Origin of the sequence: Mucilaginibacter sp. (assembly GCF_025359345.1) — a bacterium.
Taxonomy (GTDB): Bacteria; Bacteroidota; Bacteroidia; order Sphingobacteriales; family Sphingobacteriaceae; genus Mucilaginibacter.
Genome location: NZ_JANYGQ010000009.1, coordinates 300,491 through 315,776, shown reverse-complemented (window position 1 = coordinate 315,776; position 15,286 = coordinate 300,491). Strand labels below are relative to the sequence as shown.

15 protein-coding genes are annotated in these 15,286 nt (G+C 43.6%); 13 read left to right on the top strand and 2 right to left on the bottom strand.

All coding sequences use genetic code 11. The annotated features are described in order from the left end of the window. Positions 1-359 precede the first annotated feature (359 nt). Positions 360-1,856: a Fic family protein gene (locus Q0R52_RS05140; RefSeq protein ID WP_295792767.1), complete on the top strand. Its 1,497-nt coding sequence runs from the start codon at positions 360-362 to the stop codon at positions 1,854-1,856. 112 nt (positions 1,857-1,968) lie between these two features. Then, the gene (locus Q0R52_RS05135; RefSeq protein ID WP_295792765.1) at positions 1,969-3,528 is read left to right on the top strand and encodes a gliding motility protein RemB; all 1,560 of its coding nucleotides are present in this window, start codon (positions 1,969-1,971) and stop codon (positions 3,526-3,528) included. A 107-nt stretch (positions 3,529-3,635) separates the two neighbouring features. Here the strand turns inward: Q0R52_RS05135 and Q0R52_RS05130 are convergent, their stop codons facing one another. Continuing rightward, complete coding sequence (locus Q0R52_RS05130) at positions 3,636-3,785, bottom strand: hypothetical protein (RefSeq protein ID WP_295792764.1); 150 nt, start codon at positions 3,783-3,785, stop codon at positions 3,636-3,638. Positions 3,786-3,960: 175 nt separating this feature from the next. Here Q0R52_RS05130 and Q0R52_RS05125 point away from each other — a divergent pair, with 175 nt between their 5' ends. The 4 genes from Q0R52_RS05125 to Q0R52_RS05110 all read left to right on the top strand — a co-directional run bounded on the left by Q0R52_RS05125 (position 3,961) and on the right by Q0R52_RS05110 (position 7,536). Further along, on the top strand, positions 3,961-4,344 hold the full coding sequence (locus Q0R52_RS05125) for a response regulator (RefSeq protein ID WP_295792762.1): 384 nt from the start codon (positions 3,961-3,963) through the stop codon (positions 4,342-4,344). Positions 4,345-4,453: 109 nt separating this feature from the next. Further along, positions 4,454-5,323, top strand: coding sequence for a carbon-nitrogen hydrolase (locus Q0R52_RS05120; RefSeq protein ID WP_295792760.1), 870 nt, complete (start codon positions 4,454-4,456; stop codon positions 5,321-5,323). Between the two features lie 136 nt (positions 5,324-5,459). Further along, on the top strand, positions 5,460-6,494 hold the full coding sequence (locus tag Q0R52_RS05115) for an agmatine/peptidylarginine deiminase (RefSeq protein WP_295792758.1): 1,035 nt from the start codon (positions 5,460-5,462) through the stop codon (positions 6,492-6,494). Between the two features lie 676 nt (positions 6,495-7,170). After that, positions 7,171-7,536, top strand: a complete 366-nt coding sequence (locus Q0R52_RS05110; protein WP_295792756.1) for a DUF5668 domain-containing protein — start codon at positions 7,171-7,173, stop codon at positions 7,534-7,536. Between the two features lie 110 nt (positions 7,537-7,646). Here Q0R52_RS05110 and Q0R52_RS05105 read toward each other — a convergent pair whose 3' ends face one another. After that, the gene (locus tag Q0R52_RS05105) at positions 7,647-8,798 is read right to left on the bottom strand and encodes a hypothetical protein (RefSeq protein ID WP_295792754.1); all 1,152 of its coding nucleotides are present in this window, start codon (positions 8,796-8,798) and stop codon (positions 7,647-7,649) included. A 94-nt stretch (positions 8,799-8,892) separates the two neighbouring features. Between Q0R52_RS05105 and Q0R52_RS05100 the strand changes: the two genes are divergently transcribed. The 7 genes from Q0R52_RS05100 (at position 8,893) to namA (ending at position 15,256) form a co-directional block, all read left to right on the top strand. Beyond that, complete coding sequence (locus Q0R52_RS05100) at positions 8,893-9,795, top strand: S-adenosyl-l-methionine hydroxide adenosyltransferase family protein (protein WP_295792752.1); 903 nt, start codon at positions 8,893-8,895, stop codon at positions 9,793-9,795. A 195-nt stretch (positions 9,796-9,990) separates the two neighbouring features. Continuing rightward, complete coding sequence (locus tag Q0R52_RS05095) at positions 9,991-10,812, top strand: LiaF domain-containing protein (RefSeq protein WP_295792751.1); 822 nt, start codon at positions 9,991-9,993, stop codon at positions 10,810-10,812. A 58-nt stretch (positions 10,813-10,870) separates the two neighbouring features. Then, positions 10,871-11,908 (top strand): histidine kinase, encoded by a 1,038-nt coding sequence (locus tag Q0R52_RS05090; RefSeq protein ID WP_295792749.1) that lies wholly within the window; start codon positions 10,871-10,873, stop codon positions 11,906-11,908. 2 nt (positions 11,909-11,910) lie between these two features. Further along, positions 11,911-12,660 (top strand): LytTR family transcriptional regulator DNA-binding domain-containing protein, encoded by a 750-nt coding sequence (locus Q0R52_RS05085; RefSeq protein ID WP_295792747.1) that lies wholly within the window; start codon positions 11,911-11,913, stop codon positions 12,658-12,660. A gap of 559 nt (positions 12,661-13,219) precedes the next feature. Then, positions 13,220-13,486, top strand: a complete 267-nt coding sequence (locus Q0R52_RS05080) for a hypothetical protein (protein ID WP_295792745.1) — start codon at positions 13,220-13,222, stop codon at positions 13,484-13,486. Beyond that, positions 13,465-13,920, top strand: coding sequence for a L,D-transpeptidase family protein (locus Q0R52_RS05075; protein ID WP_295792743.1), 456 nt, complete (start codon positions 13,465-13,467; stop codon positions 13,918-13,920). Before Q0R52_RS05080 ends, Q0R52_RS05075 begins: the two co-directional genes overlap by 22 nt. Before the next feature lie 271 nt (positions 13,921-14,191). Next, positions 14,192-15,256 carry an NADPH dehydrogenase NamA gene (namA, locus tag Q0R52_RS05070; RefSeq protein WP_295792741.1) on the top strand — a complete coding sequence of 355 codons (1,065 nt, stop codon included), beginning with the start codon at positions 14,192-14,194 and terminating at the stop codon, positions 15,254-15,256. Positions 15,257-15,286: the final 30 nt, after the last annotated feature.

The window sequence follows — 15,286 nt, the reverse complement described above, 5'->3', positions numbered from 1 at the left end:
TAGCTTCAGCTTAACATCTTTTAACACATTAAAGGGCTGCATCGCTTTAAAAGCTGCAAATATGGTAAAAAAGTGGGGAAGTCCGAAGTCTGGAAAGTCAGTAAAGGCCGAAAGACAGTAAAGTCGGAAAAGACAGTAAAGACTGGAAGTTGGTAGAGCCGATAAAGTCTGGAAGTATATAGAGAGAGATGTCCTTTGATATAAACTGGGCTGGTTTTTATCTCGTCGCTCCTGTTTTAGTACAAAAAAAATCTACATGAGTGGGTTTTTAATCTAAAAAATTCTACATTTCGCTTGGCTTAATCTAAAAAAATCTACATTTTATTTGTTTTAATAGAAAAAAATCTACAAATTAGCATATGTCAAAACAGTTAATAGAAAAAAATCTACATCCGCAAATAGATGAAACTATTTTTGGCAGCTCTGATAAAGCGCGTTCCCAGCAAATAAGCAGGCTGGAAAAGGCCGGCAAAATTAGAAAAATTGCGCCGCGGATTTATACTTCGAACCTACTTGATGAACCTGAAATAATCATAAAAAGAAACTGGTACAAAATACTTGCCCATCTATTCCCCGGGGCATTGTTAAGCCACCGCAGTGCACTTGAATTTAAGCCATCTTCATCCGGAGAAATTTTTGTCACCTATAAATATACCAAAACCCTGGTATTGCCAGGTCTCATCGTTCGATTACAAAAAGGCCATGGCCCGGTAGATGGCGACACCTTTTTTTTTAAAGAATTGCATGTTTCACAGGAGGCAAGGGCCTTTCTTGAAAATTTGGAAGCCACGAGAAAAACCGACAATACGCCAAAAACACTATCTAAAACAGCCGTTGAAGATAAGCTGGACGCTATTATAAGGATACGGGGGGAAGAAGGGCTAAATACTTTAAGGGACGAGGCGAGGATTATTGCCGGGAAACTTGGTATGAATAAAGAATTTGAGCAACTAAACAAAATAGTTGCCGCGCTGCTTTCAAGCAATAGCAAAGTTGTACTTTCATCGTCGATCAGCAAAGCCAGGCTTTCGGGGTTCCCTTATGACCCTGTGCGGATAGATTTGTTTGCCCATCTTTATGAACAACTTGCAGTAGATGAATACCCGGAGTTTGATGATAAAAACAAGACTGTCCACTCTTATCAAAATTTTGCATTTTATGAGAGTTACTTTTCAAATTACATAGAGGGAACAATTTTTGAAATTGAAGAAGCGAAGGAAATTATCCTGACAGCCACCCCCATGCCTTCACGGGATGAAGACTCGCATGATATATTAGGCACTTATCAAATCGTATCGAACAGAACGGAGATGAGTCGCGTGCCCGAAACGGCTGACGAATTGCTCACCTTGCTTAGGTACAGGCACTCAATTTTAATGAGTGCAAGGCCGTCAAAAGCCCCCGGCAATTTTAAAGATAAAAATAACAGGGCCGGCAGTACTGAGTTTGTGGATTGGCAGCTTGTGGCCGGCACGTTAAAAAAGGGATTTGAACTATATTCTATTCTGCGAAGTTCCTTTGCACGGGCCGCTTTTATGATGTTTATGGTTAGCGAGGTGCACCCCTTTTTAGACGGTAACGGAAGGGTAGCCCGGGTTATGATGAATGCAGAGCTAACGTCGAAAGGCTTATCTAAAATTATTATCCCGACTGTGTATAGGGAAGACTATATGGGGGCGTTAAAAAAGCTAACCAAACAAGCAGAACCGGCTTCTTATATCCGGATGCTGTTACGCGCCTACGAATTTAGCGCAACTGTTTACGGTGACGATATGAATACGATGGAAGCGTATTTGAAAAAATGTGATGCTTTTGAAGAACCAACTTTGGGCCGCTTAAACTACCAGAAAATATAAAAGACAACGACTATTAGTTATAATCGCCCCTAAAAATCCAACCAAATCAAATTTTTATTTCATCACAATTAATAGTTATTTTGGTGCGGTGTAAAATCCAGCCTGCCAGCTTATGAAAAAACTAATAATACTGCTTGTAATCACATATTTTTCGATCAATTTAAGCAAAGCGCAGTCTGTTTTAATGCCTTATTCTTACCAGCTCGACCAGAAATTTAATTCGGATATTTATTCGGTAAAAAGTTCACTTCATACATCTTTAAAGCCTTTTTTAATCGACAGCACATTAGCGCCAACCTACAACGCTATTATGAACCGCGGAGTTGACAGCAACCGCAAAGCATGGATAGTGCGTAAGATATTTAACGAACACGTTTTCGACGTAAAAACAAAAGACTACACCTTTTATGCCGACTACCTGCCCGACCTGATGATGGGCCGCGATGTTAATGATAAGATCAATACTTATATGAACACCCGCGGTTTTCAACTCGGGGGAACGATTGGCAGCAAGGTGTCGTTTTATAGCAGTGCGTTTGAAAATTCGGCCAGATTTGCCGGATATTATAACGATATAGTAAACAAATATGCGTTTATCCCAGGTCAGGCTTATAACCGCAACTATAACGGCATTGCGCTGGGCAGTCAGGATTGGTCGTACGCAACTGCTGTGATTTCGTACACGCCGATTAAACAGTTAAACATTACGCTTGGTACCGACAAGACTTTTATTGGCGATGGCTACCGGTCGCTGCTGCTGTCGGACTTTGCCGCTAACTACCCGTTATTGCGGTTAACAGCAAACATTGGCAAAGTACAGTATATGGTAATGTGGGCGTACCTGGCCGATATAAACGCCGTGCATTTTGACAATTACGGCAGCAACCGCCGTAAATGGGCCGCTTTCCATTACCTTGACTGGAACGTAAATAACCGGCTGTCATTAGGCGTATTTAACGCGGTGATAGCGCAGGAAGCCGATGATAACGGTACCCAGCACGGGTTTGATGCCAATTTATTTAACCCCTTATTTTTTGCAAGTTCTATAGGGCCAAAGGCTCAACCGGATAATGTGCTGGCGGGGTTTACCGGTAAATATAAAATATTTGATAAAACCGCTGTTTACGGGCAGTTACTAATGGATAACACCAATACAGACGGTTACCAGCTGGGCGTACGTGGTGCCGACTTGTTTAACGTGAAAGGATTTAACTATTTGGTTGAGTACAATACCGTAAAACCTTTTGCCTACACTAGCCCGCAAATAATTACAAACTATACCGATTACAGCGAACCGCTGGGCGACCCGCTTGGTGCAAATTTCAGGGAGTTTATCGGCATACTGAATTACTCGATAGGCAATTTTGATTTTATGGGCCAGGTTAATTACGCCCAATATGGCCGCAACCCGGCAGGACAAAACTATGGCAACGAGTTAACCTATACATCAACTTCGGCATCAACTACCGAAACAAAAGTAGGGCAGGGTATACCCACTAAATTTTATTTTGGCGAAGCAACGGCATCATACCTTATCAACCCGAAATATAACCTGCGCTTTGAACTGGGTGGCCTGATAAGAAAGGAAACCAATGACCTGGGTAGCCGCAACACGGTACAGGTAACGTTCGGTCTGCGCAGCACGTTCAGGGCTATTTATCATGATTTTTAAGGAGATTCCGGAAAGTCGGTAAAGTCCGGAAGTCCGCAAGAAAAACAGTGATGTTGGAGAAGTAAGCGCGAACCGAAATCCATCTTTTGGACTTTCCCGACTTCAGACTAACTATTCCTCATCCTTATCCGGCGGGCAAATATTAAACCAAGCGCTGCTCCGACCCCCATACCCACGGCAAGATTGTTAACTGCCAGGCCTATTGCAGCTCCAACAACCAATCCACCGGCAAAAAATAACAACTTGTTTTTGTACATTATGATAAAGGTAAGCTTTTGTTACCAATTCACTTCATGGGCATAATTTGCCGCCAAAATCAAATAAAAGTGCGCAGGTGCCGTTATATATTAACTAACTAATTAAACCGATTGCTAACTTATAAGTCTGTTACGTATAGCCGAAAAACATACCCAACCAAACTTCCAACTAACTATGCGAAAACGAATTTTAATGCTCGACGATAACCAGGACGTGCTGGATATTGTAAAGGAAGCACTATCATATGAACGATTCGAGGTAACCATCACTTCTGAAACCGAAAATATTATTGAGAATATACGAGCCCATATGCCCGACCTGTTGATGCTCGATTATAAAATGAGCGGCACACGGGGCGATGAGATTTGCCGCGAGGTGAAGGCCCATCCACAATTAAGCAATATACCTGTAATAATATGCTCGGCCTACTTGAATAAGGACGATTTGCTTGCCTGCGGCTGTGACGCCATTATAACCAAGCCTTTTGGTTTGGAAGAATTGGTTGATACGGTGAATGGGTTGATTTTTAGTGATCAGAGATTAGAGGCTGGAGATTAGTTAAAGGCGGCCTTTTTATCTTGAGACTTAATCTTCATTTTACAATCTAATCACCAAACTCTAACCTCTAATCTCTAAAATTCCTTATTTTTGCGCAAATTTTAGCGGGATGAGTAAAGTAAACGTGGGCATTGTACAAATGACGTGTACAGCCAACAAACAGGAAAATTTAGATAAAGCTATTGTTAAAGTGCGTGAAGCCGCCCAAAAAGGCGCGCAGATAGTTTGCCTGCAGGAGCTTTTTACATCGCTTTATTTTTGCGATGTAGAAGATTACGATAATTTTAAACTGGCCGAGGCCATTCCCGGCCCGTCAAGCGATGCGCTTTCTGCTGTGGCTAAAGAACTTGGCGTGGTAATTATTGCCTCGTTGTTTGAAAAACGCGCACAAGGCATTTATCATAATACCACCGCAGTTTTAGATGCCGACGGGGCATATCTTGGTAAATATCGCAAAATGCATATCCCGGACGATCCCGGCTTTTACGAGAAATTTTATTTTACCCCCGGCGATTTGGGCTACAAGGTTTTTAAAACCAAGTTTGCCACCATCGGGGTACTGATCTGCTGGGACCAATGGTATCCTGAAGCATCGCGTATTACGGCAATGATGGGCGCCGAAATATTATTTTACCCAACAGCCATAGGCTGGGCCACCACGCAGGACGAAGCAACCAATATTGAGCAATATAACGCATGGCAAACCATTCAACGCTCGCATGCGGTAGCAAACGGCGTGCACGTGGTAAGTGTGAACCGTGTTGGCGAAGAAGCCGGCGTTAAGTTTTGGGGCGGTTCGTTTTTTGCCAACCCATTTGGTGCGCTGATACATCAAACTTCAACTGATGATGAGGAAGTTGTGGTTAAGGAGTTGGATTTGGATAAGTCAGATTACTATCGCAGCCACTGGCCATTTATGAGAGACAGGAGGATTGACAGTTATCAGCCCATCACAAAACGGTTTCTTGACGAGGATTAAAACCCACGCGTCATTGCGAGGTACGAAGCAACCTCTAAACTGTACAGAGCAAACTATGAAAGTTGGCGACTTGTCCTTAGTAGAGGTTGCTTCGTACCTCGCAATGACGGGCGCATAAAATTACATATCATCACCCATGACCCCCAAGCAAAATAACTTCCACTTCCCTGCCGAATGGCACAAACACACCGCCACCTGGCTTAGCTGGCCACACAAGGAGGCTTCGTGGCCTGGTAAGATAGATTTGATTTATCCACGATATTGCGAGTTCATCAAGGTGATAAGCGAAGGTGAGTTGGTGCGCATCAACGTAAAGGATGAGCAGATGGCCGCTTTTGCCAAGCAGCAATTATTGGCTGCCGGGGTTGATTTAAAACAAATTGAGTTTTTCGAATTTGAAACCAATGATGCCTGGTGCCGCGATCATGGTCCTGCATTTTTGATAAATACTGAAACCAAACAGAAGGCCATTGTTGATTGGGGGTATAACGCGTGGGGCAATAAATATCCGCCGTTTGATTTGGATGATGTTATTCCAACAAAAATAGGGGAGCGGTTTGGTCTGCCGGTTTACCACCCCGGTATTGTAATGGAAGGCGGCTCGGTTGATTTTAACGGGGCCGGTACTTTAATTACCTCAACCGCCTGTTTGCTTAATGAGAACCGTAACCCGCATTTAAATCAGCAGCAAATTGAAGAATACCTGCAAAATTACTATGGTGTTGAACAGGTGCTGTGGGTTGGCGAGGGCATTATTGGTGACGATACTGATGGCCATATTGACGATACCGTACGTTTTGTAAATGAGGATACCGTAGTTACTGTTATTGAAGAAGACAAAGACGACACCAACTACCAGCTACTGCAGGATAACCTTGAAATGCTTAAAAAAATGCGCCTGCCAAACGGTAAAAAGCTTAACATTGTTGAGCTGCCAATGCCGCGCGAGGTGATCTACGAAGACCAGCACCTGCCGGCATCGTACGCTAACTTTTACATTGCCAACTCGGCGGTAGTTATGCCTACCTTCCGCTGCGACAGGGACGCCATCGCTCTTGATATTCTGCAGGGTTGTTTCCCTGACCGGAAGGTTGTTGGTATCGATTCGACCGATATTATATGGGGGCTGGGCAGCTTTCATTGTTTGAGCCAGCAGGAGCCGGAGGTATAAGTGCCTTAATTATCAATTTTGTCATTGGTGTATCAATCAGGGTTTACCTGAAAAATAGGTGATGACGTACGGGTAGCTTCGAAGCTTTATTTCGTCTAAGAACGTAGTGTTCACCCCGCTCAATTGCCGCGGGGGCTGTTACTTTGTCTTGATACAAAGTAACCAAAAATCAAGTCAGCAGAAATGCTTCTTTACGCACATGGCTTTTCACGCACAAATCCCAAAACGCTGCGGGCTGGAATCTTTTTGCCGGGCCACCCAATCGCTTTAATAACTTGTATGCAAAAAGTTCCTTATGCCCTGCCCAACACACAGGCCGGCAGCGTTTTCGGCTTTCTGCCGAAGCTTATCTGCTGACGGGAAACCCATGATGGATGCGTAAATACTCAAAATTTAGCCACTAAAAATCAGTTACTAACAAATACGTCATTACAAGCGCTACGCGGCAACCGCACGCCGTGCACAACCGCCAATGCAAGCTTTCCCGTTCTGTTCGCCCTGTAAAGTTCGCGGTTGCCGCGCTCGTTCCTCGCTCGCAATGACAAAGTTTTTAAGGTACTCCATTTTCACCGACACTTTTTAGCCACTTACCGATTTCTGTTAATACCTCGCCAATATTCCGTTGTCCACGCCTTAATACTGCCGTAATATTGGGTAAGATTTAAAACTAAAAACAATGGAAACTAACATAAATAACCCCGTTAAGCATAATGGCAAAACAATGGCCGGGATAATCATTGTCATTATTGGTGGTTTATTACTCATCGACCAGATGAACCTGTTCTTCATTCCCGATTGGCTGATTAGCTGGCCTATGGCTATCATCGCTTACGGTTTGTACATGGGCGCTAAATATAATTTCAAAAAAGCAATTTGGGTGTGGCTGATCGTATTTGGTACAGCCTGTTTGCTAACCGATAACATTAACGATGCCGACAGGGTTGTGTGGCCGATGGCCATAATAGGCTTGGGTGCTTGGATGGTGATGAAACACAGCAGGCATGCCGGTGACCAATACCACGAGCCAACTTACAAAGCATAATTTAAAGATTTTTCATAGCGGTTGAGAGCTGCCCCGGGCGACTGGGGTGGCTTTCTTTATTTATGGATGTTGAAATGTTTTAAAGTTATCAAATACCTTTTCCTTACAATTTATAACGTTAGGTAATACCAGGGGATGTTAAGCACCCCCTTTTTTAAATTTACGTTAACCTGGGAATTTAAAGGGGCGTTTTCATAAAAAGATTGCGACACGGTAACGCTTTCCGTTTGGTTATGCTGCCCCCATTCGCTTAAAAGTATATGATAGCTGGTGGTTTTGCCGTGACTAATGTGGTGAGTAAGCACAGTGGCTTTATAAACCTGCGGACTTGCATTATCAAAACCGCAATTAACCTGTAATGTGCCACCCCAGCCGTACCCTACGGCAATCAATAATGCAAAAATGAGCTCGCCGGTTTTAGCTGCGGGCCGTTTAAATATCATGGCGCACAACAGTACGAGTACCATAATGCCGATGACGAAGAACGGAGTCCAGAAATTATGGTAATCAAGTACCTGGTCATTTATCATAGCCTGGAAAACAAGCGCTATTACCGAAAAAACTGTCCCGATGCCAACAGCCGGATAAGGGCTGTTTTTTTTACTGAACAACCGGATAACCCCTTTGCCGAACCCAAACAGCAGGATGCCGATCAACGGGTATATTAAAAGAAAAACCGGCAGCAGGGGATGATTTAACCGCAGGTACAGGATGACAAAAAACATTACAAAGCCAACGGTCGAAAAAATTGTGGTATAGCGCGAAAGTGTTTTAAGTTTCCCTGCCCTGTCTTCGGCCGTGCGCCCAAGTTCTTCATCCTGTAATAACAATTCTTTTTGTTCGTCGTACTCAATTTTGTTTAAGTCGGAGTAGCTGTACCCAAGCAAAGCAATTAAATCTTTGGAATTACCAATGCTCGAAAAATCCCTTATTGTTATTTTGGAATACCCGTCTGCGGCGGGTTCAATTACAGTAGCTTTATCACCAATCCTAAATCCTTTTATATCAGTCTTAACAAGCTCTTTTGTGCCCCAAACACTGGTGTAAGCCACGCCGTAATCCGAAACCACAACTTTCCTTTTATAAAGGTTGATAATGATTACAACTGCAAGCGCGAGCATTACTACCGGGAAGATAAACAGGGCCGGGCCGGCTTTACCGGTACCGTTGTTAAAAAAAAATATGGCAAAACCAATTAGTATTATAGCAAGAAATCCGTAAAGAATTTTGAAAAAAGTGGAGGTGGTAAATTCCTGTTCCATTGTTGATAATTAGGTGCACTAATGTAGATATTTATCGCATATCGGCATACATTTATAAAAATCGATTAATTTGCGGCAGTAATTTTTAACCGGCATGAATAAAAGATTAGTATGGCTCAGTTTATTGTTGTTTTTATCGTCGATAAAACTGTCATCGGCACAAAACAAAATAGTTGTTTTTCAGTCGGATTTTGGTTTAAAGGACGGCGCCGTTTCGGCCATGAAGGGCGTGGCGATGGGTGTTTCGCCCGATTTGAAGCTGTTCGACCTTACCCACGAGATTCCCGCTTACAACATCTGGGAAGCAGCCTACAGGCTGGAGCAGACCGTAAGATACTGGCCCGCCGGAGCAGTTTTTGTATCAGTAGTTGACCCCGGGGTTGGCACTGCGCGTAAATCGGTGGTGATGAAAACAAAGACCGGGCATTACATCGTGACGCCCGATAATGGTACCTTAACGCTTGTGGCACAATCATTAGGAATAGACGAGGTACGGGAAATTAACGAAGCGGTAAACCGCCGTAAGGACTCGCAAAAATCATACACCTTCCATGGGCGCGATGTTTATTCTTTTACCGCCGCACGGCTCGCTGCCGGCGTTATTACCTATGCGCAGGTTGGCCCGGTATTGCCGGCAAAAGTGGTGAGCATCCCTTACCAGCAGGCGGTAATAAATGGTAAAATTATTAAGGGTGATATCCCGGTGCTTGATGTGCAATACGGCAACGTTTGGACCAACATTCCGGGTACATTATTCAACAAGCTAAACCCTAAATATGGCGACATAGTACGCGTAACCATCTACAATAAAGGCAGGCAGGTTTACAAAGGAAATATGCCCTACAGTCAGACTTTTGGCGAGGTGAAAGAGGGTAAATCACTGGCTTATATCAATAGCCTTTTGCAGCTTTCATTCGCCATAAATATGGGCGATTTTGCGAAGACTTACCACGTAAAAAGTGGTGCTGATTGGAGTGTTGAAGTGGGGGTAAATTGAGTGCAGATTTAGCTCTTCGGACTATTTTGTCAGTAACGCCTCCCGGTTTTGCAGGGAAAAAGATTAAGACCATCAACTTTTTCACCGACACTTTACATTATCTTACCGACATCTTTAAATATACCACCAATTTTTGTTTGCCATACTTATAATGTTACCTTAGTTTTGGATAAGATTTAATTTGCTAATAATATAATGGACAACGATATAGTACAACCCCAAAATCCCCGCAATGGCAAAGCCCTGGCAGGGATTATTTTACTGGCCGTAGGAGCCATGCTGCTAATTAAGCAGCTCGATTTCTTTTTTGTTCCGGGTTGGTTATTTAGCTGGCCAATGTGGCTTATAGCCTGGGGCCTTTTTGTAGGCGCAAAATCAAATTTTCACAAACCATCATCTTTTATACTGCTGGCTTTAGGTGTTATATTTTTGATAAACGAAAACGTTGATCGTGCCGACAGGATAGTTTGGCCGCTGGCCATTATTGCCTTTGGTTTATGGATGATATTAAGGCGCCATCATCATTTTGACAAGGAAAACTGGAAGAAGGATTTCAAAGGAAACTGGGGCAAATGGGATGGCAGCACTTACGTGCCACCAACTCCCGGCGAACCAACCGTGGATTATACATCTCCTAATGTTCCTCCTGGCGGCCCTTCACCATACCCGCCAACAGGCGACGATTATCTGGATACCGTTTCGGTATTTGGCTCGGTAAAGAAAACTGTGCTATCGAAAAACTTCAGAGGTGGCGAAATTGTAAACGTTTTTGGTGGTGCAGAGCTTGATTTTACCCAGGCTGATATCAACGGAAAAGTTATCATTGATATCACCCAGATATTTGGCGGTGTAAAAATGATTGTTCCGCCGCACTGGCAGGTAGTGCCTGATATTGCCGCTGTATTTGCAGGCATCGAAGACAAGCGGATGAAAAGCACCGCAAGTGTTGGGAGCGAAAAGGTACTTGTATTAAAGGGCGTTTCAATTTTTGCCGGAGTAGATATCCGCAGTTATTAATTTGTAACAGTTAACCCAAGAGGTAACCCAATCAACCCACTAAACCGCTTAACTATTAATGGCCCTATCAAATCACATAAGCACGCCCCGTCTTTACGCCGCATTCGCAGCGTGTGGACTGGTATGGGCCGGCCTGCAAACCTATGTGGTGCATAGTTTTGGTTTTATTTGGTACATCGCATCTACCGAGGGTTTAGTTTGCTCCATATTACTCGCATCAGCTTGCTGGCTCATCAACAATAACCTGCGCTACTACCAGCCCGAAAAAGGCAACTACCTGAACATATTGATCTGGATAGCTGCGCTTGGTGCCATATGCACGTTCGGCGCCAGGTGGATACTGCCGTTTTTGGCTACTGGTCCGGCGTATACCAACTTTTTATTAAACTCCTTAACCATTCGCTTTTTCATCAACTTTTTGGCGATAGGGTGGGTGGCCATGATCAGCATGCTGTATTACACCCAGCTCGATCAAAAGGAAAATGAGAAACGCAAAGCCGAAGCGGAACAGCTGGCCCGCGATGCGGAATTATATAACCTGCGCCAGCAATTGCAGCCCCACTTTTTGTTTAACAGTTTGAACAGTATAAACGCCCTGATTGGTTTTAAACCTGATGAGGCGCGACGGATGATACACCAGCTATCGGACTTTTTACGTGGTACATTAAAAAAGGACGACCAGCAGCAGGTGCCATTAACGGAGGAACTTACCCATCTTAACCTTTACCTTGATATTGAGAAAGTACGTTTTGGTCACCGTTTGCAAACGGAGATAAGCTGCGACAAAAGTTCGGGCGAGGCGGTACTGCCTTCGATGCTTTTGCAGCCAATTGTTGAAAATGCCATAAAATTTGGCCTGTACGATACTATTGGCGATGTGGTGGTAAGTATACGTGCCGAAATGGATGGCAACTACCTGATACTGATGGTACAAAACCCATACGACCCCCAGACATCAAGACCGCGTAAAGGCACCGGTTTTGGCCTCCGCGGGGTACAACGCCGACTTTATTTGCTTTTTGCACGAAATGATTTGATGGAAACTCATGCAAATGATAATATATTTACAACTATTATTAAAGTACCGCAGTTATAAATATGAAACGTGCCTTAATTATTGACGATGAGCCTTTGGCCCGTATGGTTGTATTAGAGTATTTGCAGGCTTATCCGCAAATTGAAGTAATGCAGGAATGCAATGATGGTTTTGAAGGCCTCAAAGCCATTCAGCAATACCAGCCCGACTTAATTTTCCTGGATGTGCAAATGCCCAAAATAAACGGGTTTGAAATGCTGGAGCTGGTTGAAAACCCACCAGCCGTTATATTTACTACAGCGTTTGATGAATATGCCATAAAAGCATTTGAGGCGCATGCGGTTGATTACCTGCTAAAGCCTTTTAATAAAGACCGTTTTAACAAGGCTATTGACAAATACCTGTCAACCTCAAACTCAGAACCAGCCCCGGTAAAAAAACATACCGAAGACCTGCTCGAAACCGCATCGCACTCGCCGGCGCAGCATGAGCGTATTGTAGTTAAAACCGGTACCAAAGTGAAGATCATCCCTGTTCAGGATGTGTTGTACCTTGCTGCCGATGACGACTATGTTAGCGTTTACACTGCAGAGGGCTCGTACCTGAAAAATAAAACCATGAACTTCTTTGAGCAAACACTCGACCCTAAATACTTCGTGAGGGTGCACCGCTCATACATCATAGCCATCCAGCAAATCACCCGTATCGACCCTTATGAGAAGGACGCTCACCTTGCTATACTAAAATCGGGCGCTAAGGTGCCGGTTAGTAAAACGGGATATGTGAAATTGAAGCAGGTGTTGGGGATATAGAGTTGATATCGGATGTACGTTGATTTCGGATGTCGGATGTTCGATGTCGGATTTTTCAAAAAAATGAGTGAAACAATCCAATAGATAACCCCGACAAGCCAGGTTAAAAATGAAGCGCTCAATTCTTAATATACTCGTATTAGCCATAAACGTTGTAGTATATTTCTTTTTTCAAGTTGTTTCGTCGTTTGTTCAATTTCTATTGTACGGCGAAGGGAGTGATAGCAGCAGGTACGATATTCTATGGTCGTCAATTTTTGCTGTAATTCAAATTTTTATACTTGTAATGTTATATCAACGGAGAGCTTTTATTGATAATAAATTATTCCTGTTCGTAAACATAAGCATAGTGGCTTTGTTAACTATTTATTTCATTTACTTTTAAAATTCCTTTGGACCATAATATCGCTTGCTGATTGAAGCAATTCATGAATTATGATGCAGGCAGCGAGAGTGGAAGTCACCTTTAAAGCTAATAGGTGTTTTTTTAACTATTTTTTTAGTTTTAACTAAAATATTACTGGCACACAATCGTTTATGCTGAAATAAACCTTTCGTGATGCCTAAAATATTTATCCTGTTGTTGGTGACCGGGCTGTTCATCAAACCCAAAAATAGTTTGCCCGATAGCAGCCGCGCCAAAACCGTGCGGGAAACCGTTTGGCCAAAACTACAGGCGGAGTTTAAAAGTAAGGGTTTAAACCCTAAATCTCCTATTTATATAAGGCTCTTTAAAGATTTGTATTTACTGGAGGTTTGGGTTAAAAAAGGCAGTAAATACCAGCTTTTTAAGCCGTATACCATTTGTACTTATTCGGCGGCTTAGGCACAAAAATTGTAGAGGGCGACAATAAAAGCCCGGAAGGGTTTTATACCATCGGGCCGAAGCAATTAAACCCGGTAAGCAATTACCACCTGGCTATGAATGTGGGCTACCCCAACAAGCTTGAACGTTTAAAAGGCTATACCGGTAATTCTGTTATGATACACGGCAATTGCATGTCGGCCGGGTGTTATGCCATGACCGACGCCGGCATTGACGAGATATACACCCTTGTTTACAACGCGCTTAAAGCCGGGCAGCAAACCGTTCAGGTTGATATCTTTCCGTTCCGGATGAATAGTGAACACATGAAAAAATATACTTCAAGCCGTTCAATACCATTTTGGAAGACGATTAAACCGGGGTATGATTTTTTTGAGAGAAATCACGTGCCTGCGGTGGTGGGGGTTAGGGGGAGGGAATATGTTTTTAATTAAATAAATGTAATAATTGTCATTGCAAGCGAGGAACGAGCGCGGCAAACTTTTTGTCTGAACCGTGATTTGCTTGATTTTAGGATTGAAGGATGCCTGGTGCACGCGTTCAAATCAAGAAATCGCAAAACCAAGCAAATCATGGTTCAGACAATTACGCGATTGCTTAGTTCCTCAAGGACAAGATGGCGAAGTTCGCATCATCCTGCCGTAAAAATCACGTTTCAATGAGAAATTTGTCGCTGCGCTCTCCCATCTTTGCAAAAAATAAATCATGCCACATCTATTCTCCCCTATAAAAATAAAAAATATCGAGTTCAAGAACCGCCTGGTGGTGTCGCCCTTGTGTGAATACAGCTGTGTGGACGGTTTTGCCAATAACTGGCACCTGGTGCATTTGGGTAGTCGCGCCGTTGGTGGTGCAGCGTTGGTAATTGCCGAGGCTACGGCCGTATCGCCGGAAGGACGCATTTCGCACGGCGATTTGGGCATTTATAAAGACGAGCATATTGAAAAGCTTAAAGAGATAACTGATTTTATACATCAAAATGGTTCGGTAGCTGGTGTACAGCTGGCCCATGCAGGGCGCAAGGGCAGTCATGAATTGCCATGGCTGGGCAACGCGTGGTTGGCGCCGGGGCAGCCAAATGGCTGGAAGACTGTTGCACCGAGTCCTATCTCGTTTAGTCCAAATGAAGAAATGCCACTGGAACTTGATAAAGCCGGTATTGAAAAAGTAAAAGCCGATTTTAAAGCCGCCGCCGCACGTGCTTTAGCTGCAGGTTTTAAAGTGATTGAGATTCATGGGGCGCACGGTTATTTGATTAACGAATTTTTATCGCCATTAAGCAATCATCGGACCGATGAGTATGGTGGTTCGTTTGAAAACCGCATCCGTTTTTTGCTGGAGGTTATTGAAAGTGTAAAGGAAACGTGGCCCAAAGAAAACCCATTGTTTATACGCATCTCTTCGAGCGACTGGACCGAAGCCGGCTGGACTGCCGATGATTCGGTAGCGTTGGCTAGAATTTTAATTAATAAAGGTATCGACCTGGTTGATTGCTCATCTGGTGGCAACGTGCTGGCTAGAATACCATTGAAGCCGGGCTACCAGGTTGAGTTCGCCGAAAAAGTAAAAAAAGAGGCCGGGATATTGACCGGCGCAGTTGGATTAATAACCGAGGCCAAACAAGCCGACGACATCATCCAAACCGGCCAGGCTGATTTAATAATGATAGCCCGCGAGTTTTTACGCGATCCTTATTTCCCGCTGCGTGCTGCTCACCAGTTGGGTCACGAAGTAAAATGGCCCGTTCAGTACGAAAGAGCGAAATGGTAATGATTTTTAATTAATTTTGAATGTTCCTCT

Bases quoted from the DNA above. Each gene is read 5' to 3' on its own strand.
- Q0R52_RS05080 (WP_295792745.1), top strand. From the start codon at position 13,220: ATGCCTAAAATATTTATCCTGTTGTTGGTGACCGGGCTGTTCATCAAA.
- Q0R52_RS05115 (WP_295792758.1), top strand. From the start codon at position 5,460: ATGACCCCCAAGCAAAATAACTTCCACTTCCCTGCCGAATGGCACAAA.
- Q0R52_RS05120 (WP_295792760.1), top strand. From the start codon at position 4,454: ATGAGTAAAGTAAACGTGGGCATTGTACAAATGACGTGTACAGCCAAC.
- Q0R52_RS05100 (WP_295792752.1), top strand. From the start codon at position 8,893: ATGAATAAAAGATTAGTATGGCTCAGTTTATTGTTGTTTTTATCGTCG.
- Q0R52_RS05125 (WP_295792762.1), top strand. From the start codon at position 3,961: ATGCGAAAACGAATTTTAATGCTCGACGATAACCAGGACGTGCTGGAT.
- Q0R52_RS05085 (WP_295792747.1), top strand. From the start codon at position 11,911: ATGAAACGTGCCTTAATTATTGACGATGAGCCTTTGGCCCGTATGGTT.
- Q0R52_RS05130 (WP_295792764.1), bottom strand. From the start codon at position 3,785: ATGTACAAAAACAAGTTGTTATTTTTTGCCGGTGGATTGGTTGTTGGA.
- namA (WP_295792741.1), top strand. From the start codon at position 14,192: ATGCCACATCTATTCTCCCCTATAAAAATAAAAAATATCGAGTTCAAG.
- Q0R52_RS05110 (WP_295792756.1), top strand. From the start codon at position 7,171: ATGGAAACTAACATAAATAACCCCGTTAAGCATAATGGCAAAACAATG.
- Q0R52_RS05105 (WP_295792754.1), bottom strand. From the start codon at position 8,798: ATGGAACAGGAATTTACCACCTCCACTTTTTTCAAAATTCTTTACGGA.
- Q0R52_RS05135 (WP_295792765.1), top strand. From the start codon at position 1,969: ATGAAAAAACTAATAATACTGCTTGTAATCACATATTTTTCGATCAAT.
- Q0R52_RS05095 (WP_295792751.1), top strand. From the start codon at position 9,991: ATGGACAACGATATAGTACAACCCCAAAATCCCCGCAATGGCAAAGCC.
- Q0R52_RS05140 (WP_295792767.1), top strand. From the start codon at position 360: ATGTCAAAACAGTTAATAGAAAAAAATCTACATCCGCAAATAGATGAA.
- Q0R52_RS05090 (WP_295792749.1), top strand. From the start codon at position 10,871: ATGGCCCTATCAAATCACATAAGCACGCCCCGTCTTTACGCCGCATTC.